Raw genomic sequence first — 20484 nt, 5'->3', positions numbered from 1 at the left:
TTTTCTGTATCCAAACGTTCATAGTCTTAAGGCTCCTGAAAGTAACCCGGGCTAGCTCAGCAGCTGGATCGCGGATAAAATGATCCCCACGACAAATCCGCAGAGTGCTCCATTCACCCGAATCCATTGAAGATCCTGACCAACCTTCTCCTCCAGCATACTCACGAGCGCGGCATCGTCCATCTGATCGAGATTTTCCTTTACCAGCTGACCGATGCGGAAATGATTGGACTCCACCAGTTGAATTAGGTAGGCCAACAGCCGGCTTTCCCATTCATCGATTTTTTCCGGTTCCAGAGCAAGATGGCGAATCACTGCGCGGTACAGACGGAATATGGAACGTCCACCGTTCTGCTTCTCCTGCTCCAGTCTGGCCAGTGCCAGACTGCGTATATCTTCAAGCCTTGCCTGCAGGAACGCTTCCCCGCTCTCGCCTGCTATGCGTTCGATCGCCCAGTTTTTCGCCGCAAGGAGCTGATTCTCGTTATCCGCCAGCTGGAACAGCTGAATGCGGATCTCCCGGATGATCATCTCGCGGTATGTATTTTCCTTCACCTTCAAATCATTGATCCCGCCCAGGATCATATTCTGCAAAATCGAACCCAGCTTATCCTCGTTCATCAGACCGCCGAAAGCCTGAAGCGCAAAGCCCATGAATCCGCCTGCCTTGACCTCCGACAGCTTCTCAATGGCCAATTTGCCAAGCATGACCCCTGTTTCGGGCCGCGCTGCCCAATTCGCCGCTTCACCGAGCACAAAATCCAGCGCTTTCTCATCGTAGCCGTCGTTCATCACCTTCGTAATAACCGATTCGGCAACGACCTTCATGTCCGTTTTCTGCAAATACGAGACCAGCCAGGACTGAATGACCGGGACCGCATTGGCGAGCGGCAAGCGGAGTACAAGCTGGACCAGGAAATCAGCGATTTGAATTCTCGCTTTTTTTCTTCCCATCAGCTTGGTGAGCTGGACAGAAGCCATTCGCAGCACATGAAGCTTGCTGAGCTTGTTCTCAATGCTCTCTTTATTCAACAGCTCATTTTCCATCGCTGAAATCAGGGATTGTATGATCCGACTTTTATTTTTCAGCAGCAGCGCTGTATGCGGGATTGGAATGCTGAAGGGATGGCGAAACAGCGCCGTAACGGCAAACCAGTCAGCAATCCCGCCAACCAGGCCGGCTTCAAAGCCCCCTTTCAGCAAGAAAACAAACGTGTTCTCCGGAAAAAATAAGGTAACTAGAAAGCCGGCGGCCATAATAGCTAATGATATTCCCGCCAAGTATTTTGAGTTCATATACGGCCTCCTTAATTTTTTGTGATACTCCCGTTGAATCCCCATCTCTGCGAGCAAAAAATCACTTCGGAAGCATAAGCTTAGAGTTTTTGTGATACCCCGTTGAATTCACTTCACTGCGAGCAAAAAATCACTTCGGAAGCATATGCTAAGAGTTTTTGTGAATCATCCTTTTCCCACATTTTACAACGCGGAAGCAGCAAGCACAAATCCATCCAGGGGGTTATACAGGACCATTACCCTGACAATGAAAAAGCAAACGTCATCGAAGCGGTGACGTTTGCCCTGCGTTCACACCGGCAAATGGCGGCATGATGAGTTATTTCACATATTTGCGCGCTTTTTCTATCACTTCATCCTCGGTCGGCGCGGTGACATAGCGTCCATTGATAAAAATAAAAGCAAAGCGCGAGCATGGTCCGCAATAGGACTTGCAAGCTACCCGCACCTCGGTGCCAGGTGCCATCTGCGCAAGCTTCGGCAGCATCGATTTGATACGGACATGCTTGCATTTGTCGCAGATACGAATATCGTTCGCCATGATCCTAGTCGTCTCCCCAATCTCCTGTTGCCAGAAAGCCTTGTCCATTAATGATCGCCGTGGTTACCTTTAACCGGGTTGGAGATGACGAACCCTTCCTTGGGCAAATATAAATAATCAATTTTGACGCCATCAAGCAGCTCTTCGTTCTTCTCAAGCAGAACCGTAATTTCCTTATCGGTTTCAACAACCGCATCGTTCTCTCCGGCATCGTCCATACGCATACCGTAGTGGGCGTGGTCGCCATGAGAGTGGGTCACATAAACACGCAGCAACTTGCCTTCATTTTCAGACTTGTCCAGCTCCTGGCGCAAAACTTTGGCGGCATTCCGGGTTATTTTGCATTTCATTGCGGTAAACATCTCCTTTATGTTCAAACACGTCTTTTCCTATTTTAAAGAAACCCGGCCAATTGTTCAACCGTATAGGTTCTGCTATTTTTCGCGAGACTGTCCGGCGCTGCTGCCGATTCCGAGATGTTCGCCGTATTTGCGTTCCATATAGCGCGTATATCCCTCCGCCGCGAGCATCGTGACGGCAATATCATCAATAGGCATGAAAGGCAATACATCAGGCAGCACCCAATACAGGAATACCGGAACAATGTACAGCAGCTTGTGAATCAATTTGACATGGCGCGAAGTAAGGAGACGGTAGATGCGGGCAAACACATGCCGCCAATGCCGAAGCGAAAATAATTTTCTCATAATTGCCTGCCTCCTTTGGGTATAACCTGTTTTGCTGGAGCGTACATTTCCGAATGCATGTCGGTTATAAGATTACCCTCTTGCAGGTATCTATCCCAAACGGCAGGAAGTGCCGCATTTCCATTAAGAATATTTACGCAAGCCAGACAATAGGGATTCAAAAATTATCAAAGCTTGGATCACAGGCCAGCCGCATACGGGAGGAAAATGACTCACATAAAAAGAGCCTCTCCATGGAAAGGCTCTTTTCTTATACGGCTTTCCTGACTTTTTTGCAGGATTTATTCGCGCATTTATGATATCTCCCTGTGAATTCCAGGCGATGGTCGGATACTTTAAAACCAAATTCCTTCTCAAGCCGCACTTCCATCTCCTGCAGCCAATCTTCCTTGATTTCTTTGACTTGGCCGCATTCGCTGCAGAGCAAATGATGATGCATATGTTCGTGATCCTTGCTGCGCAAATCAAAACGAGCCACACCATCGCCGAAATTTATTTTCTCGACGATATCCAGTTCGTTCAGCAGATCAAGAGTCCGGTATACAGTAGCGAGCCCGATATCAGGGTTGTTCTTCTTTACCAGCATGAATATTTCCTCGGCGCTGAGGTGTTCGGCCTCATTCTCGAATAACACGCGCAGAGTAGCTTCACGTTGCCGTGTTATTTTGTAACCCATGACGATCAGCTGTCGATTGGCTGTGCCCATTTCATCGAGTATGCTCATCATTACCCACCGGCTCTCTGTAAGGTTCAGTAATAATTACTATTTAATTTTAATTATAACAAATTACAAATCCTCCGACAACTCCTCTATGGACAACTGACGCTTATCTTGAACTTTCCTTAGCCCCGCGAACTGCTTTCAACTTTGTTGCCAAGTAGTTTTGCTCACGCTTCCTCCGCCAGCGCTTCGATTGCAGTGACCAAGAGCGGCCAAAGTTCGTCATACAAATCCGGAAAGGATGCGATCGGCAGCGGATTAACGCCTAATCCTACCTCGACCGTGAAGCCTGGCTTGCGAAAATCCTGAATAAACCAATCTTTAAAGCCGGCATCGCTGCCGCTAAGCTTGACAGGCTTGTAACTGGAGGCTAGCGCCAGCTTGAGGGCAAGCGCCTCAGCGTGTTGCGGTTCATAGCCCCGATAGTTCCAATATATCTCCTGGCCTTGCGTATGAAGGGCCAGCACCATATCAAAGCCCTGTTCCTGTGTAAAAGAAAACAATGCCTGCGCCTCCGGTTCCGATAGAGGAGCCGTTCCAGGATAATCCCGCGGACCCGGTCCCGCCGTTCCTCTGCGCTTCACTTCCTCCTCCCAGAAAGCGGGAAATTGATCGTTCAGATCCACTCCCCGCACATTGGCTTTCCACTTTGCGAAATGACTGGAATGCCGATTCCACAGCTGAAGCTGATTATAATAGGAATGGTCACGCTGCAAGCCCTCCTGTACAAGCTCCACGCCATCAGGATTCACGAGTGGCACAAACCACACCGATACTTGCTGCATGAGCCTGCGCATATCCACTCCGCCAAAACTCCCGCCGCAAGCGCAAGCTTTGGCTAAGTCCTCCATAAAAAACATCAGCAGCGGAGTTGTAATCCACTCATTGGCATGCATGGCAGCATTAATTTGCAACTTGCGTGGACCATCGCCAAGCCGAACCGCAGAAATCGGTTTGTTCAGCACGCTGTAACCGATCACAGCTTTCTGCAGAAAGGGATATTCATGTTCCAGCGCTTCCAAATCCCGCTTAAGCTCAGCATGCCCGTATTCTGCCCCGCCTTCAACAATCCGGCTGCGAGCTCCCAGAGGGATCTTGATCATTTGCCCGGGTACCAGCTGTTTCAGATCCAGATGCGGATTTGCAGCGGTGAGTCCGGTTACAGGAACATTGAAGGCTTCGGAAATCCGCAGCAGCGTATCCCCTTTTTGAATGCAATACATGGAAGCCAACTGGTCGGGAACCAACAGCAGCAAGCCAGGTATAAGCTTAATCGCAGCGGATAGCCGCGGATTAGCAGCCAGCAGCGATTCCGTGTTCACTCCGAATTCCCGGGCAATTCTCAGCACTGTATCTCCTTGCCTTACGATATATGGGAACATAGGACAGCCTCCTTGCTCATATATGGTCGCCCAGCCTGCAGGGCACCTTATAGACCCATGCTATGCACGCGATGAAGCGAGCATGATATATTATAAGAAAACCCCGCCAGATTACTTATTCTGGCAGGGGATGTTAAAATGGCATCTTAAATATTCAGGCAGTTGTTCTTAAATGGGGTCCTGCGGGTCTAGCCAATCTTTGGAACCTGCCATACAATGGGCATCAGCTCAATTTGCTCACCCAGCCATTGCTGAGTAATCCTTTTGAACATCACCGGATCCCCGCTGCAGAAAAATTGATGCACAGGCACAGCCTCGCCCTGCTGCAGGCGGTTGCGGTCTTGAAGGATCGTACTGACCTCCCGGGCTGTTTCTCCGTCAGAGCTGATTAGATTTACATCCTTCCCCATAACCTCGGCTATCGTTTCTACCAGAAACGGATAGTGGGTGCAGCCCAATATGAGCGTGTCCAATTTATCCGATTTGAGCGGCTGCAGCGATGCTCTGACCGTTTCAAACGTCTCTTCGGAGCGGAAATTCCCCTGCTCCACCAGAGGCACAAACCGCGGGCAAGCCAGGCTGATGACGTCAATAGTTGGAGATAAATGTTTGAGCGCGTGTTCGTAGGCTCCGCTGCGGATTGTCCCTTCCGTACCGATCACGCCAACAACCCCCGTTTGGGTCGAGCTGTTAGCCGCTCTCGCGCCGGGATAAATCACGCCGACGACAGGAATGATAACTCGTGATTGGATATCCTCCAGTGCAACCGCTGTTGCCGTATTACAGGCGATCACAATCATTTTCGGACGGTATTGAATCAAATAATCCACAATTTCTCTTGTAAATCGTGTAACCTCTTCGGCAGGACGCGGACCGTAAGGCGTGCGTGCCGTGTCTCCGAAATAAATGATTTTCTCGCGTGGAAGCTGGCGCATCACTTCTTTGACTACGGTAAGACCGCCTACGCCGGAATCCAGAATTGCAATCGGTTGTTGCACAGACACACCGCTTTCTTGTACGTTTTGGCAGACTTCAATAGAATATGAATACGGGAATGAAAACGTACCTACATCTTAGCCTAACCATGGACAAGGTTCAAGAAAGCGAGAAGTCCGCCAAACCGCGGCGGTACTGTAGTTGAACCGGGGTTGCTCCCTGGATTCTGCAAAACGGTTTTCCGCATCTGCCAGGGTCCCGAACCCGGAATATCCAATCATTTCCTATCACATATTTCAGTTCTTTATCCGGCTATCTGGTGGGGCTGCCAAAGAGCCGCCCGTCCTCTTCGAGGATGGGCGGCTCTTTGGCCATTTTGGACCTCACTTGTATTTTGGCAGCCACTCGCCATGCGCTTCGATCATCTCATCACACATGGAGCGGATATCATCCATGGACAGCTCCGCCCCGGTATGCGGATCAAGCATGGCGGCATGATAGATATGCTCACGCTTGCCTGTAATCGCCGCTTCAATCGTCAACAGCTGCGTATTGATATTCGTACGGTTAAGCGCTGCAAGCTGCGGCGGCAAGGCGCCGACATAGGTAGGCGTTACACCGCTGCGGTCAACCAGACACGGTACCTCGACGCAAGCCTCGCGCGGCAGGTTGGAGATCAGACCGCCTGTATTCATGACGTTTCCGCCGATTTTGAAAGGTACATTGGTCTCCATGGCTTCAAAAATATAGGAAGCATATTCATGGGTCCGCTTATGATGCAGCTCGGAATTATGAACAAGCTCATCCTTGAGTTTCTTCCATCTGTCGATTTGCTCGACACAACGGCGCGGATACTCATCCAGCGGGATATTAAAGCGGTCCACCAGCTCCGGATAGCTTTTCTTAATGAAGTAGGGGTGATATTCCGCATTATGCTCGGAGGATTCGGTAATATAATAACCGAAATTCAACATCATTTCGTACCGGACCATATCCCAATGCTTCTCATTTTGTTTCTCGCGCGCGCGGCGTTTGATTTCCGGATACAGATCGACCCCGTCCTTGGTTACCTCAAGCAGCCATGCCATATGGTTAATGCCGGCAATTTTCGATTTGACACCCGTTTGATCAAGACCCAGGCTGTCAAACAACCCGCTGACGCAAGCTTGGACGCTGTGGCATAGGCCGACTGTTTCCACGCCCCCGTGTGTATTCATTACATTGGTCAGGACGGCCATAGGGTTGGTGTAATTGAGGAAGAGCGCATCCGGACAAACTTCCTGAATATCGCGGGCAAAATCAAGCATCACGGGAATGGTACGCAAATTGCGGAAAATTCCGCCAATGCCGACGGTATCGGCAATCGTCTGGCGCAAGCCGTATTTCTTGGGGATTTCAAAATCCGTAATCGTACAAGGGTCATAGCCACCGACCTGAATGGCGTTGACCACATATTTGGCTCCGCGCAATGCTTCCTTACGGTCCGAATAGGCTTTGATCACACTTGTGCTGCCGCTCGTATTCTTGATATGGTTGAGCATGGTTTCGGAATCCGACAACCGCTCCGGGTTAATATCAAACAGCGCGATTTCAAATCCTTGCAGCGCCGGTGTATTGAGACAATCGCCTAGCACATTTTTAGCAAATACGGTACTTCCTGCTCCAAGAAACGTAATTTTAGACATGAGTATCCTCCCTTGAATAGATAAACATTTTTTCAACCAAGAAAGCGGTTTAATGTATTTCCTTATCCTTACTATAAATCAATAAACATAGGTTTGAGTAGGAATTAATGCATGATCAATATGGACATATGTAGTTTTATATTATACGCTGTAAATGACGTTTGCGGCTAAACAAGATCCTCCCGAAAGGAATGAACAATCATGGACGATCATTATAAAATATCCATCGAATCCAATACCCTGCCGGCGCACGGTGAATTGTCGGTTTTGTTTGCAGGCGAGGGCAAGCCTTTTCCAAACCACCGGATCGGTCCATCGGTCCATAATTATTATTTGGTCCATACCGTGATTTCCGGCCGCGGGGTATTTGAAATCCACGGCACGAGGTACGAATGCAGTAAAGGAGATACGTTTTTTATTTTCCCGGATGTCCTGTTCTCCTACATCGCGGATGCCCATGATCCGTGGTCCTACCGATGGGTCGCCTTCAAAGGACATATGGCCGAGCCGTTGCTGCTGACCATGGGCATCACACCGCTGAACCCCGTGATCCACAGCGATGATTTGCGTCCGCTCCGCGATCTTTACAAGCGGATGAAGGTAACGCTTGAACGTGCGCCTTACCCGGAGCTGGCTGATCTGGAAGCGAGCGGGCTGCTGCGCATTATGTTCAAGGAGTATGGAGTCTGCAATGCGGGTAAGCTGACCTTTAACTCTTTGGCGATCGTTCCGGATATTGAACGGCAGATCAAACAGGCTGTGCGCTGGCTTTCGTTCCAATATGCCCAGCAGATTTCCATTGAGGATCTGTCCCGGAAGCTTGGTTACCACCGTACTCATCTATCCAAAATGTTCAAGCAGGTAACGGGTGTTTCCCCCATGCAGTTTCTGCTGAAAGTCCGCATGGAACGGGCACGGGAACTTCTGGTGGGACAGCATTATCTGTCGATTGACCAGATCGCTTCTTCTGTCGGCTACCTGGATGCTCTCTATTTCTCCAAACAGTTCCGCAAAACCTACGGTCTGGCCCCGTCGGAATACCGCACGCGGCATCGCAAGGAACACCATAGCGTACAACAATAAAGGCAGGGCCATTCATAATGGCTCTGCCTTTATTGTTGTTTTTATGTTCGTGAACTTTTGCTGCGGGAACGACCAGAATTTCCTAGCGATCGTTCTCTATCGCTTCCTTGGCTTCTTCCCTGGCTTCTTGTATGGCGTCTGAAGCTACTGAATCCAGCAGAATACTGCCTTGCAGATCATCCTGTCTGGCTCCTCGCCAGCTGCTGATGCTTCCGATGACCTGGCCTGCTGTGTCTTTGGCTTTGTCGGTGAGAACGGCTGCTTTGTGGCCGACCTGCTTCACCGCACGCGCCGTGCAATCACTGGCATTCGTAACCGCCCTCACGGTCCGGCTTGTTGCCTCGCGGGTGCTTGCGGAAATATCGCTGCGAAGCTCCTTCCCGGCCTTGGGCGCGAGCAGCAATGCTGTAATTGACCCGATAATCCCTCCGGCAAATGCACCTAACAAAAAGCTGTTACTCCGTTTGTATTTCGCCATTTTAATCGCTCCTTTTATTGGTTCTCTTTACTAGCGTGCCCCTTCACATAGTCCGGGCATGCAGAAGAATTCCTGTTTTCTTTGCGCTTAGTCTGCCAGAACTGCCAAGCTGTATATCCCACCTCAGCCCAATCCAGCGCTTCGCTCAAATGCCGTTGATACTTGCCGCCCGACTTTGCCACATAACGTTCTGTCGTCTCCGACAAGACGCCCGACAAAGCGCTGATCGCCCGGGTTGTGTGGTCCACGGTTTCCCCGATTCTCTGGACCGACTTCAACATTCCGGATGCATCGTCAAGCTGGCGCTGTACCGTCTTGAGCGTTTTCGAGGCCGCTTCCATCAGCTCACAGGTTTGTGCGGCTGCTGCTCCTGCGTGACGCTCCATCGCCTCTGCGGCCTTTATAAGCTGAACCAGCTTGCGGTCCACGGACCGCAGCCATAAGAGCACACCCAGCACCAGCATAACAAATGCGGCAACAGAGGCAGCTGTGAGCCAAAGAGTCAGCATCGTCCTTCCGCCCTCCTTTTGCTGTACGATAGACTAATGCCCATTTCTACCCACAGTATAAGCAGCATGGGCTTGACTTGACACTGGTTTTTAGGATTGGACCAGCCCTTGTATTTTTAGTAAGAACCACAAAGCAAAAATCGCTCTGCATTGGCAGAGCGATAGTTGTGTTTGGTCATACCCATGTGTTACCAAACGCTGGAAGTCCGATGGATACGCTCCGTGTCAACTTGGCGTTCGAAGCTGTCTCAGAATAGAAGCCAGAAGCGTGCACGCTTCCGCCCGCGTTGCTTTTGCCTTCGGTTTCAAACTGCCGCTCCTCTGGCCCAGTATAAGAAGGTATCACTTGTAATGGAACGGATCTTCAGCTATTTGGACAGTCGGCACGATCTGACCCGGATCGGATTTATTCAGAGCGAGGAATCGGAGAACATCAAATCCAGGATGTCCGCCATCATCGCTGAAAACTTGCTGTTCGAGCAGAATAGCGGCTATTTCCGTCAGGAAGTCGATATGGAGCTGATTGAGCAAAGTCTGGTCGGCGTTATTCAACGTCTGACCGTCACACAGCTTCTGCCAGGTCATAAATCTCCATCCCTGCTTGCCAGTCAGGTCATAGATTTATTTCTTCACGGTATAGTTGCGGCGGATTACCCGAAATAAACGCAGCAAAACACGGGGGACAGCTCCCCCGTGTTTTGTTTGTCACTTATTCCCTGCCTTGACATAATAGCAGCTTCATCCCCCGGATATCCGGTAGCTGCATTTGCCTCCGCCTTTGGCCAGACATTCCGTTCGTTCGACTTCTGTATCCAGCAGCTGCTTGAACAGCGCCAACTCACACTTACAGGCCTGCTGATAACGGCTTGCCACCTGCGCAATCGGGCAATTGTATTCATGAAGAACAAAACCATCCTGATCCTGCTCCAGCTGCACCATGTACCCGCCGTCATTTTGAATGGCGGCAAGCTCTGTTACTTTCTCCGTCAGCGACTTCCCTTCCATCCTCCACGCATACCGTTCCATAAGCTTTCGCTTTCGCCCTTCAAATAAACGGTCGACCAAGAGAGCGGTATCCGGATCGTCTTCAAGCTCCTGAAGCAGATCCAGCGCCAGCACATGATAGTTCTTAGGAAACAAATGCTCGGCCTGCTCTGTTAATCGATAGACATGGGACGGTCGGCCCATAGCCTGTCTAACGACGGAAAGCTTGATTAGTCCATCCCGTTCCAGAGTGCTGAGATGGCGTCTGACGGCCATTTCGGTTACATCAAGATGCTTCGCCAGATCGCTGGCCCTCATTTGTCCCTTCGTCTTTAGCAGCAGAAGGACGGTTTGGCGCGTCGATCCCTCATGCCGGGCAGGCAGTTCCTGTTGTGCAAAAAACTCGCCATTCTGTTCCACCTTCACCACCACCTTACGCGCCGCACGGTTCCTGCTTCAAGCTTTATCCGCACGATATATTAGCGTCATTGTATCGCACTTTTAATGTTTCGTAAATCGCAGGACCTATGTCTCTCTATAAAAAAGGGACAGCTGCCGGCCCGATTGCGCCTGCTGCTGCCCCTCTCAAATACGAATTTATCGATCCAATTCCTGTTCCAGATAAGTATTGACCGCAGTCTGAAACTGCTGCAGGATTGCCGGAAGGACAAGCGTAAGAGGATGAAGCTGAGCTCTGTCCCATTCATAATAGTCCTGTACCAGCGGTTTCCGCAGCCGGACCAGTTCCAACAGCGTCCCATGGATATCCGCCGAAAATACGCCTTCCCCGGCGATAATATCAATGATATCCTCATAACTGCTGGCATCCCTCATAATAAAACCGTCGATCAGGCAGCTGCCAACATCGGTTACCGTTTCAATGGCCAAATGCAGAGCCCGTTCCTGGGCAAAGCTCTTGAGCAATTGACCATCCCAGCCGGCCGCAATTAATTCCAGCGCATCTACTACCTTCGGAATGACGTTTAGTCTGGCCGATATCTGTTCCCGATTTACATAATACATGCCATCAAGCTCCTGCCATTGTTTACATGTGTATTCAATTGCGAGTCCATACAGCCTAAAGTCTCATGTTCTAAAGGATTCAGCTCTCATAGTCAACGCTTACTGAGGATTCCCGCACTTCCGTCATATGCTCAATCACTTTCTTGTGAACAGGGTGTACCTGATAAGCAGCCAGTGCTTCCAACGAATCCACTTTGGTAACGAGTGCAATATCATAAGAGCGCTCCGTGTGGAGAACATCGGTGCCTACCTCAATGGACCGGAGTTCGTCAATTTTGCCTTCCATATCCTTGAGCACCTCCACGGTCCGGGCAATGCTCTCGGGAGAACGGTCCTTCAACTTGAATAATACAATATGCGTTATCATGACTAAATCGCTCCTTTTCTATTGGGATATGTATCGCATGATGTGATCCCTTTTGTCACATAATAACCTATGCTGCCGTACATCGGCAATTCTTTTGCAAAAAGGGGCTGGTATCTCTGTGCGTTATCCAGTTACGATTGTCGCAACTTTGATCGGCGTTGTTCTATGCCTTTTTAATTATACGGGGTATGACCCGCACAACATGGTGTTCTTCATGTTCAGCATCCCCGGCTGGTTTGCCGATTTATTCATGGATATTCATGAGCTGAATGTCATTCTGATGTATGTACTGACGATTATCAGTTGGGCGCTGATTGGCTTGTTCTGTGATTGGATGATTGCCCGCGGCACAAGACGCCGAAGTCAAACCTGATCGAAAAAAGGAGCCCTAAGGCTCCTTTTTCCGTTTATTCAACGATTAGAACGGACTTCATATCTGCATGCCCTGTTCCACACATGATGGAGCAGTGCATTTCATACTTGCCAGGCTTGTCCAAGGTGAGCTCTTGTTCCATTTTGTCACCTTGCAGATCAATATTCAGTTCAGGAATAGCCAAGCCATGAACCCCACTCTTATTAATAAGCTTCATGATTACTTTATCTCCTGCTTTAACATGGTATTCCGGTTTGTCGAATACGAAGTCGCTTGATGCTTCCACTTTTAAGAGCGTCGTACCTGGCGGCAGCGAGGCGGCTTCATCCACTGGCTTGCCCGGAAGTTGAGTTGTCAGTAAATACACGCCTAAAAGTGAAGCTGCTGCGAAAACGATGAACATAATCCACTTATGCATTTCTCCTTGCTCCCCTTCTTCATCAGAATGTCTACTTCTTATATTACCTAACATCATCCATTGTTCTCAACCATAAAGTGCATAAAGGAGCAAAAAAAATTGGCTTTTTGACAAAACGATGAACGTTATTTGACCATATACGTCTTTAATAGCCGTTCCGCCTCGGCACGGATGAATGTCCAGCGCAGCGAAAATTCATGATGATAGCCCTGACAGACATATTTGGTTGTGATTCCAACATCGCCACGCTTCTCCTCATAGATATGAATCCCGCTTTCCCGAAACTGCCGCCGCAACGCGGCCAGCTCCAGCATTACGCGATCCTGCAGTCCGCGCAGCATCGATTCATAAACTCTTGGCAGCTTCGTTGCCGCCGATCCGACAACACGAATATCATGGTCAAGAATAAGCATCAAAATACCGAGCAGAACATAACGCTTCACAAGCTCCAGCTCTCTGCCGATTTGAACGGGCGGCTGCGGGCTCATATTAATGGCCATTCTAAGACCCCTCCATTATCTCCACTAAACAGAACATTTGTTCCCATTATAAACTAGAAACACCTGTAATGCAAGGAAGGCACCCGAATACAAAAAAAGGCCAGTCCTATTAGACTGACCTCGGGGAGGATGAGTTATACCGCTTTAATTTTTTTTATTTTTGAGCACTTCGATGAGCTGACGCAGTTTGTCCGGCATAGGAACACCGATTCTGCCCAAATTCTCGGTAATAGAAATCAGCTCATTGGCCAAGTAAAAATATATGGCACCGCCCATCGCCATATTCTGCAGCCCAAAAAGAACGTCAATGCGGTGTGCAAGCAGAATAACCAGCAGCATGATGCCTTTCTTGGCAATACCCCAAGCCCCCACCAGGCTGCTCAGCCCCTTCTGTTCGATCATGGCCGCTGAAATACCGGTTATATAATCAATACCCATGGCAACAAGCAGCAGAGTGAGCGACTCCGGCCACATTCCAAAGGAAAACGTCAATACGGAGCCAATTGCTGCCAACAACGAACAAACACTGAAATGCTGCACGGTCCTCCCCCCCCCCTTTTATGGTTCCATATAACACCATATGCGGAATCTGGGAAGGTTGTCCGTTGTCATGTCCCGGTAAAAACAACCATTTAATAGAGAAGCTTAAATCAAAAAGAGGATCCTTGACAACGAAGACCCGATGCCGCCCCGGTAAACGCTACACCGCCCTAAAACGGTAAACGACACTGGCATAATCATGCCGGGCTTGAGGCTTGACAATTCCGGCATACATCAGCTCGTCGCCTCCGATAAGCTCATCCGTTCCGACTTGTTCATAATTGCGGTCGGGGTCCAGTCCTTTCAGACGCAGGCGGTCAAGCCGGGCATTGGGTTCGTTTAGCACCGTCACGTGGACTACTAGCGCCTCGGAGCGGTCGCAAGATACAAACATCCAGGCGGTCTCGTTGCCTTCGAATGGACTGAGGAGTCTGTAGAACAGACCGAACTGTGTGAGCTCGCGAATCTCTTTCACCATCTCGATCTGGCTTTTGACTTCCGATTTCTCAGCATCACTGAACTGCGTTAGATCGAGTTCATAACCGAAATTGCCGGACATGGCCACATCCGCGCGGGTCTTAAGCGGCGTGTTCCGCCCCACCTGGTGATTCGGAATAGCGGACACATGCGCCCCCATGGAGCTAACGGGATATACGATGCTTGTTCCGTATTGAATCTTCAGCCGGCTGATGGCATCGGAGTTATCGCTGGTCCAGGTTTGAGGCATGTAGTACAACATGCCGGGGTCGAAGCGGCCTCCGCCGCCGGAGCAGCTCTCGAACAAGATATCAGGAAACGCGGAGGTAATTCTCTCCAACACGCTGTAAAGGCCAAGCATATAACGGTGGGCGGTCTCGCGCTGGCGGCTGGCAGGCAGCAGCGCCGACCCGATTTCCGTCATATTGCGGTTCATATCCCATTTCACATACGTAATCGGGGCGCTTTGGAGAATATCGCTTACCGCCTGAACAATATAATCCTGAACATCTGCTCTGGAGAGATCAAGGATAAGCTGACTTCTGGCTTCCGAGCGTCTTCTGCCCTCCACATGCAGGCACCAATCCGGATGAGCGCGGTATAAGTCGCTGTCAGGCGAGATCATCTCCGGCTCGAACCAGAGCCCGAACTGAAGACCTTGACTGCGCACCCGCTCTGCGAGATCGGCAAGACCGGCCGGCAGCTTGCTCTTATCTACCACCCAGTCTCCAAGCGAGCTGTTATCGCTGTCGCGGTGTCCGAACCACCCGTCATCCAATACAAGAAGCTCAATACCAAGCTCGCTTCCCGCCTTGGCAATGGCTTCGATTTTGTCCGCGTTGAAATTGAAGTAAGTGGCTTCCCAGTTATTAACCAGAATCGGACGCACGGCATCGCGGAATACCCCGCGGCAAAGCCTCGTCCGGTAAAGCTCATGGTAGGTGCGGGACATCGTTCCCAGACCTTGCGCGGAGAAGACCATAACCGCTTCCGGTGTCTGGAACATTTCCCCGGCCTCAAGCAGCCAGGAGAAATCAAAAGGGTTGATACCCAGGTAAGCGCGGGAGGTATGGTACTGATCCACCTCGACCCCTCCTGCAAAGTTTCCGCTGTAGACCAGACTGAAGCCGTACACCTCTCCCTGGTCCTCCGTGGCATCCGTGCCCAAGAGGGCAAAGAACGGATTGTGCATATGGCTGCTGGAGCCCCGCCGGCTCTCGACCGATTGCGTGCCAGGCATCAGAGAGCGGCGATGGATGTAACGCTCCCGCGTCCAAGTCCCCGACAGCTGCAGCATATCGTAGCGGTCATGAGGCAGATCGACGCTGACGCTAAGCGCGCGCCGCAGCATCAGCGCTTCCGTTCCTTGATTGATGATCCGCGAGGAGCGGATAAGAGCGTCGTATTTCTCGAATACCGTATAGCTCAGCTCTACCTGAAGTCCTGCCTGTTCATCAGCCAGTACAACAATCAGAGTTTGCGCTTCATCCTCGTTCTCCGCATATACCGCCGGAAGATTGTCCAGCTTGGGTTTGCCGGTCTCGATCCGGTGCGAGACATAGTGGAGCTCTGTGGCGCTTGATCCATTGGAGAGCAGCACTTCGTAGGCAGGCGTTCGCGTGTCTGTCGTTCCGTAGCCGGGATATTCATGAGGCAGCGTATCCAGGGATATTGTGCGGTCCTCCCGTAGCGGAGTGGCACTGAAGGAAGCCCGCTCTACACGCTCAAGCAAGCGCCCGGGATGAGCCTCCTTAATTTTGCGTCCCCAGTACAGTTGGGCCGGATAACCGTTAAGCGCCTGAAAAATATAACTCATGGATGGAGTCTGCAAATGAAAAAGCTGATGGCTTGGATTATAGTGAATGGTCATTTTTTCTATGTCCTCCCTAGAAATTCTTCCTGTAAGCTTGCCAATACGATTTAAGTATAGGTGCGGGCCGCATAGCTGAATATGGACGCATTTAGCAGCGATATGGATGAATGTAGGATAACCGTATATCAAGCGGAACATTTATTCATTTAATAAAAAGAGCCGGTCGCCGCGCTCCTGTAAAGAGGCGGTGACCGGCATGGCTGCCAAGCGAAAGCGTGCCCTTGGCGTTTAAGTAGCGGCACGGCTCATAAAAGCTTTTTTATCGGGGATTTATGAAAAAGCCGGCTCATCGATCCCGATATCATCCAGCATAATTTTGCCTTCGCTGCCAGACAGAAAGAAAGTGATACGCGATAGCTGGCTTGGTTCAAACTGCGGATTCTCCGCCTGAAATTGAGCCAAGGGCAAACGGTACGTCTGGAATACAGGCTGAGTGGACTCCTTGTACTTGCCGTCCTTGATTCCGTTCTCCAGCCATGAGGCAATCGTGAATACGGCATGAGGCTGCCAGACTACGGGAAGAAAACGGTCAAGCGCCAGCTTCACCTGTACGCCGTCCCGGCTTTCCAGCTGAATATCGACAAAAGGCAATGACATAACGGGGGATTCGTCCCCGCCCTGTACATTTTGCTCCAGATTGGACATGGAGAATACCAGACTCGTATTCTCATTTATAGCCAGCTCTTCATTCAGAGAATCGTCCAGCTCCAGCGTGTAGGAACCCCCCTCCTGCTCCTTCCACTCCAGCACTGCGCCCTTTGTGCCCTTGCCGTTGCCGTTACGGTCTTCCGCATCTTCCTTCGACCATTTCAAATCATCCGCCTGAACGGTGACTCCGCCTTGCTGGTTCAGTTTACCGGATGCGTCGTCGAAACGGGCCAGCTCCTTAAAGCTCCCGTCTTCAAAGCGGCTTGTATAGGCAGCTTCGGGAAGCCATTTCCCCGCCACCCGGTAATCGCTGAACAACGGCTTGTACAGCGTATTGCCATGAAGCGCTACCTCCATCAATGCAGAAACATACACCTTGGCGATCTGCTGCTGGTCGGCAGCGTCCATCATGCCTTTCTGCGTCAACAACAACCCCCCGGGAAGACTGTCGTCCCTGGTGCCCCAATCGGAGTTGAAGCGGCTGTGGTTCGCCCGTGCGATGTAAAGGGAGGCCTTGAAGCGTTCCGAGCCTGGCGTGAAAGTGCTGCGGATGTACTGGCGCTCTCCCGTAAAAGTATCGACATCGCCGTCATTAGCACCCTGAAGCGTCAAATAATAGATGTCATCGAGCGATGCGAGCTGCTTGTCGACCGTTTTGTCCGTAGGCGCAATACCGATAACCGCTTGAACCTCAATATCGTCCAACAGATTCAAGGTCGTATCGGAAGCAAACCATTTGGAAGGGTCAGCCGCCATCGCTGCCGCTTGGCCGCCCCTGGAGTGCCCGATCAGTCCCACCTGCTGCAGATCCACCTTATTGTAAAAAGGATTTCCCTCCTGCTTGTTGAAAACCGCAATCTGCTGGAGGTGCTGAAGCAAAATCCAGGCTCTTACCTTCATATCCTGATTGGGAATATCGGCCCACACGGAATAATTCAGAAAATTCTCATCCACAGAAACAGCGATAAATCCTCTGCTGGCCAGAAGCTCGCCCAGGTATTCATAACCTTCATCGGAAAACTGTTCCATCAGGTGGTTGCCATGGACGATCAACACCAGAGGGAAAGGCCCGGCGCCCTCCGGCATCCACACTCTGCCATTCAAGGGGAGCGCCGTTTCGTCAAATCCCCAGAAAAAAGAGCGAAGCCAAGGCCAGTGGCTGATATATGCCGATGCATCGACAGATTGCGAGACCAAATCGGCCGACTCGCCGAATTCATCCCGGCGAAGATCCTCCCCGCTGCCGTAAGTGAAGCTGTTGATGCTGAAATGGCCAGGCTTAGCGGGATTATCCGCCTCCAGGGAAGGGACTACGAATGCATCGTCGGGGACTTCCTGGGCTAAGGCGGGCATCGCCGCGTTGTCCTGCCAAGGCCAATAAGCCGCTCCCATACAAAGGATAAACCCAGTCAGCAGTACGGCCAGCTTTGACCGAAGCTTAATCTGCCGGCTGGCCAGCAGCCCCGCCAGCAGCCCGGCCGCCGTCCCCGCCAATGTAAGGATAAGTGAAAGAATAAGCGATAATATCGTTCCCGCATCCGCATAATACCAGATCACATAAATAACCATACCGGTAAAAAGCAGCGCACCCGCATAAAAACGGGGCAATGGCAAATAGCAAAGCGAGAGTATAAAAGCAATGATTACCGCACCCAGCGCCAGGCCGATCGAACCAAGCAGAAAAATAGCTGTCGTGTCGAAAACCACGCCAAATCCTGTGGGCATTCCAAGCGCCGCGGCCGCCAGCATAGCGGAGCAGGCAAGCCAAGGTCCAATCAGCGAATATCGCCAGTAGCGCGTATCGTAATCAAACATGCTGTATATTCGATTAAGCAGCCATTCGATAAATATAGAATTTCGGCGAACAGGCCGGATTTCCATCTCCATTTCGACATACACTCCCAAAAATGGTGTAGTTGTGGATACGCCTTCGACCCTCTGGTACATAAAGGCTTACGAGGAGACCTAAACCAAATGCTGCCCGTCGTCTAATGCATAGCAGCTAAACAAGCGGCTCAAAGGAAATCGTAATGTCTACGATTTCCGAACGGCTCCCGATCCGTATGGGAGGCCCCCAGGTTCCGTAGCCGGAGCTTACAATGGCATGAAGCTTGCCTTTTTGCAGATAACCCCAATCCAATTCAAAAATCCTCCGGGTAAGCAGATGATTCGGCGCCATTTGTCCCCGGTGCGTATGGCCATGAAGTGAAACGTCAATCCCGTTGTCAGCTGCTTCAGCAATCGAGGATGGTTGATGATCAAGCATAATTAGCGGTAGTTGTTGGTCTAAATCCCCGATAAGCTCCTTGATGGATAGACGGCCGCTTTGGCCGGTCCGGACACTTTGCGCGGCCTTGTCCTTGCGGCCCACCAAATAGAAACTGTCGGCAATTTTAGTAGTCTGGTCCGTCAGGACGGGAATTCCCGCTTTAGCCATAAGTGCAATGAACTCTTCTTTCTTGCCGCCAATATATTCATGATTGCCCAGCACCGCATAGGTGCCGAAGCGGGATTTAAAACCCTTCATTACGCTCCCCAGATCAAGCCTGCGGAAAGGTTCAACATCGTCATCGATTACGTCTCCCGGAAGCAGCACGATATCCGGCTTGAGCTGATTAACCCGTTCCACAAGCAGCTTCAGGTAACGGGTACCCACAATAGTTCCTAAATGCAGGTCGGACGCTGCCGCGATGCGAAGCTGTTTCAGCTGGCCCGCCTGTTTGTTTACAACGATTGAATAATGCCGTACAACTGGATTCCACGCATTCCAGGAGCCCCGTGCCAATATAGCGGCCAGAATGGCCAGAACGGCGGAACCAACAGCGATTATCGCTGTTTCCCGGGAAAGCGTGTCTGTCCGCAGCAGGATCCAGACTATGAGATCCGCCACTGGCAGCAGCAGAACACTGTATTCGAATACCGCAAACCAATAAGAGCCGATCCACTTGAGCCCGCGCGGCAGAGGACCTGGAATCAATCTCTCAAGCAGGCGGGATATGATATAAGAGAAAGCTATCAACCAGAAAAAAACCCAATAAACAGCGCCGGAATTACCATCCGTTACAGCAGAAAGAAAAACCGATCCATTCCAGCCAATATACCATTGCAGGCCTATAAAAACCCCAAGCACCGCAATTATTGTGCCAACCATCCGAAAAACCCTCATACATTCACTCCGCTTCTGCTAAGGATGCTTATACGCCGCATCTCTCTATTATAACTGGATTAAGAAGAAACGGCTAACGTCATTGCTTTCAAGCATAGGAAAAAAGCAGGAAAGCCTTTGCTCCAAGAGCGGCTGCCCTGCCTTTTATAGGAATTATTCAATATGATAACAGCTTAGGCTTTCATTACGCTTTCAATATATCATGGTCGACATAACGCGCACCGTCCAGCTCGCTAATTACATTTATCGCGACCTTTGCGCCATCGCCTGCCGTGATAATCGTATGGACACTTACACCGGCGCAGGTTCCTGCCGCCCAGATTCCTTCCACATTCGTTCTGCCTGCAGCGTCAACATCAAAAACCGCCTTCACTCTCGGTTCGGTTCCCGGCTTGGTCGCAAGGCCTGTCGTTTCCGCCAGATCGAGCAAAAATCCTGTCGCGAGAATGACCACTTTTGCCTGATAGGTTTCCTGATCGGTTGTGATTTGAAAGCCGTCCTCAGTTTTCTCAATCTGGGTTACTTTAGCCTTGACCAACTCGGCTCCAAACTTCTGCGCCTGCTTGATCCCGACCTCAACAAGATCCGGGCCTTTAATTTCCGGAACGCCATAATGATTCTCGAGCCATGCTTTTTTCGTAACGCTCTGGTCACTGTCGATCAGCAACGTCTTCTTCCCTGCTTTGGCTGTAAACAGCGCTGCGCTGCCTCCTGCGGGACCCGCACCGATAATCGCGATATCTACCATCAATCCAAAACCTCCTCAAGCATTAGTAG

The 20484-nt window shown here is 50.6% G+C and carries 23 protein-coding genes; 3 read left to right on the top strand and 20 right to left on the bottom strand.

Annotation, left to right across the window (positions count from 1 at the left end; all coding sequences use genetic code 11):
* Positions 1-51: 51 nt before the first annotated feature.
* From IEY46_RS04825 to IEY46_RS04790, 8 genes are all read right to left on the bottom strand, one after another.
* The gene (locus IEY46_RS04825) at positions 52-1296 is read right to left on the bottom strand and encodes a DUF445 domain-containing protein (RefSeq protein ID WP_188989654.1); all 1245 of its coding nucleotides are present in this window, start codon (positions 1294-1296) and stop codon (positions 52-54) included.
* Positions 1297-1615: 319 nt separating this feature from the next.
* Positions 1616-1837 (bottom strand): YuzB family protein, encoded by a 222-nt coding sequence (locus IEY46_RS04820; protein WP_188989652.1) that lies wholly within the window; start codon positions 1835-1837, stop codon positions 1616-1618.
* A 47-nt stretch (positions 1838-1884) separates the two neighbouring features.
* A complete protein-coding gene (locus IEY46_RS04815) occupies positions 1885-2187 on the bottom strand; it encodes an iron-sulfur cluster assembly accessory protein (RefSeq protein ID WP_188989649.1) in 303 nt (100 codons plus the stop codon).
* Between the two features lie 84 nt (positions 2188-2271).
* A complete protein-coding gene (locus IEY46_RS04810) occupies positions 2272-2544 on the bottom strand; it encodes a hypothetical protein (RefSeq protein ID WP_188989647.1) in 273 nt (90 codons plus the stop codon).
* 250 nt (positions 2545-2794) lie between these two features.
* Positions 2795-3271, bottom strand: a complete 477-nt coding sequence (gene fur / locus IEY46_RS04805; RefSeq protein WP_188989646.1) for a ferric iron uptake transcriptional regulator — start codon at positions 3269-3271, stop codon at positions 2795-2797.
* Between the two features lie 161 nt (positions 3272-3432).
* Positions 3433-4647, bottom strand: coding sequence for a M14 family metallopeptidase (locus IEY46_RS04800; RefSeq protein WP_188989644.1), 1215 nt, complete (start codon positions 4645-4647; stop codon positions 3433-3435).
* Positions 4648-4835: 188 nt separating this feature from the next.
* Positions 4836-5645: a glutamate racemase gene (gene racE / locus IEY46_RS04795; RefSeq protein ID WP_308422776.1), complete on the bottom strand. Its 810-nt coding sequence runs from the start codon at positions 5643-5645 to the stop codon at positions 4836-4838.
* Positions 5646-5966: 321 nt separating this feature from the next.
* Entirely contained in the window at positions 5967-7268 is a 1302-nt protein-coding gene (locus IEY46_RS04790) for an alpha-glucosidase/alpha-galactosidase (protein ID WP_188989640.1), read from the bottom strand.
* A gap of 201 nt (positions 7269-7469) precedes the next feature.
* Between IEY46_RS04790 and IEY46_RS04785 the strand changes: the two genes are divergently transcribed.
* The gene (locus tag IEY46_RS04785) at positions 7470-8351 is read left to right on the top strand and encodes an AraC family transcriptional regulator (RefSeq protein ID WP_188989638.1); all 882 of its coding nucleotides are present in this window, start codon (positions 7470-7472) and stop codon (positions 8349-8351) included.
* 82 nt (positions 8352-8433) lie between these two features.
* Here IEY46_RS04785 and IEY46_RS04780 read toward each other — a convergent pair whose 3' ends face one another.
* The gene (locus IEY46_RS04780) at positions 8434-8829 is read right to left on the bottom strand and encodes a YtxH domain-containing protein (protein WP_188989635.1); all 396 of its coding nucleotides are present in this window, start codon (positions 8827-8829) and stop codon (positions 8434-8436) included.
* Positions 8830-8843: 14 nt separating this feature from the next.
* Entirely contained in the window at positions 8844-9338 is a 495-nt protein-coding gene (locus tag IEY46_RS04775) for a DUF948 domain-containing protein (protein WP_188989631.1), read from the bottom strand.
* 351 nt (positions 9339-9689) lie between these two features.
* Here IEY46_RS04775 and IEY46_RS04770 point away from each other — a divergent pair, with 351 nt between their 5' ends.
* Entirely contained in the window at positions 9690-10001 is a 312-nt protein-coding gene (locus tag IEY46_RS04770; protein WP_188989629.1) for a hypothetical protein, read from the top strand.
* A 75-nt stretch (positions 10002-10076) separates the two neighbouring features.
* On the opposite strand, the gene IEY46_RS04765 is transcribed toward IEY46_RS04770, so the two are convergent.
* The 3 genes from IEY46_RS04765 to IEY46_RS04755 all read right to left on the bottom strand — a co-directional run bounded on the left by IEY46_RS04765 (position 10077) and on the right by IEY46_RS04755 (position 11712).
* Positions 10077-10742, bottom strand: coding sequence for a helix-turn-helix transcriptional regulator (locus IEY46_RS04765; RefSeq protein ID WP_229750068.1), 666 nt, complete (start codon positions 10740-10742; stop codon positions 10077-10079).
* 177 nt (positions 10743-10919) lie between these two features.
* Complete coding sequence (locus tag IEY46_RS04760; RefSeq protein WP_188989627.1) at positions 10920-11345, bottom strand: DUF86 domain-containing protein; 426 nt, start codon at positions 11343-11345, stop codon at positions 10920-10922.
* Between the two features lie 79 nt (positions 11346-11424).
* The gene (locus IEY46_RS04755; RefSeq protein ID WP_188989625.1) at positions 11425-11712 is read right to left on the bottom strand and encodes a Dabb family protein; all 288 of its coding nucleotides are present in this window, start codon (positions 11710-11712) and stop codon (positions 11425-11427) included.
* 118 nt (positions 11713-11830) lie between these two features.
* Here IEY46_RS04755 and IEY46_RS04750 point away from each other — a divergent pair, with 118 nt between their 5' ends.
* On the top strand, positions 11831-12085 hold the full coding sequence (locus IEY46_RS04750) for a hypothetical protein (protein ID WP_188989623.1): 255 nt from the start codon (positions 11831-11833) through the stop codon (positions 12083-12085).
* A gap of 34 nt (positions 12086-12119) precedes the next feature.
* On the opposite strand, the gene IEY46_RS04745 is transcribed toward IEY46_RS04750, so the two are convergent.
* The 7 genes from IEY46_RS04745 to IEY46_RS04715 form a co-directional block, all read right to left on the bottom strand.
* Positions 12120-12503: a cupredoxin domain-containing protein gene (locus IEY46_RS04745; protein ID WP_188989621.1), complete on the bottom strand. Its 384-nt coding sequence runs from the start codon at positions 12501-12503 to the stop codon at positions 12120-12122.
* 125 nt (positions 12504-12628) lie between these two features.
* Positions 12629-13003, bottom strand: coding sequence for a YhjD family protein (locus IEY46_RS04740; RefSeq protein WP_188989619.1), 375 nt, complete (start codon positions 13001-13003; stop codon positions 12629-12631).
* Between the two features lie 144 nt (positions 13004-13147).
* Positions 13148-13543 carry a phage holin family protein gene (locus tag IEY46_RS04735; RefSeq protein ID WP_188989617.1) on the bottom strand — a complete coding sequence of 132 codons (396 nt, stop codon included), beginning with the start codon at positions 13541-13543 and terminating at the stop codon, positions 13148-13150.
* A 160-nt stretch (positions 13544-13703) separates the two neighbouring features.
* A complete protein-coding gene (locus IEY46_RS04730; protein WP_188989615.1) occupies positions 13704-15890 on the bottom strand; it encodes an alpha-galactosidase in 2187 nt (728 codons plus the stop codon).
* Between the two features lie 273 nt (positions 15891-16163).
* Positions 16164-18428, bottom strand: a complete 2265-nt coding sequence (locus IEY46_RS04725; RefSeq protein WP_229750067.1) for an alpha/beta hydrolase family protein — start codon at positions 18426-18428, stop codon at positions 16164-16166.
* Between the two features lie 115 nt (positions 18429-18543).
* A complete protein-coding gene (locus IEY46_RS04720) occupies positions 18544-19692 on the bottom strand; it encodes a metallophosphoesterase (RefSeq protein ID WP_229750066.1) in 1149 nt (382 codons plus the stop codon).
* Between the two features lie 199 nt (positions 19693-19891).
* Positions 19892-20455, bottom strand: coding sequence for an FAD-dependent oxidoreductase (locus IEY46_RS04715; protein WP_188991674.1), 564 nt, complete (start codon positions 20453-20455; stop codon positions 19892-19894).
* Positions 20456-20484: the final 29 nt, after the last annotated feature.

Origin of the sequence: Paenibacillus nasutitermitis (assembly GCF_014641075.1) — a bacterium.
GTDB classification, from domain to species: Bacteria; Bacillota; Bacilli; order Paenibacillales; family Paenibacillaceae; genus Paenibacillus_Z; species Paenibacillus_Z nasutitermitis.
This window is presented reverse-complemented; position numbering and strand designations above follow the sequence as displayed.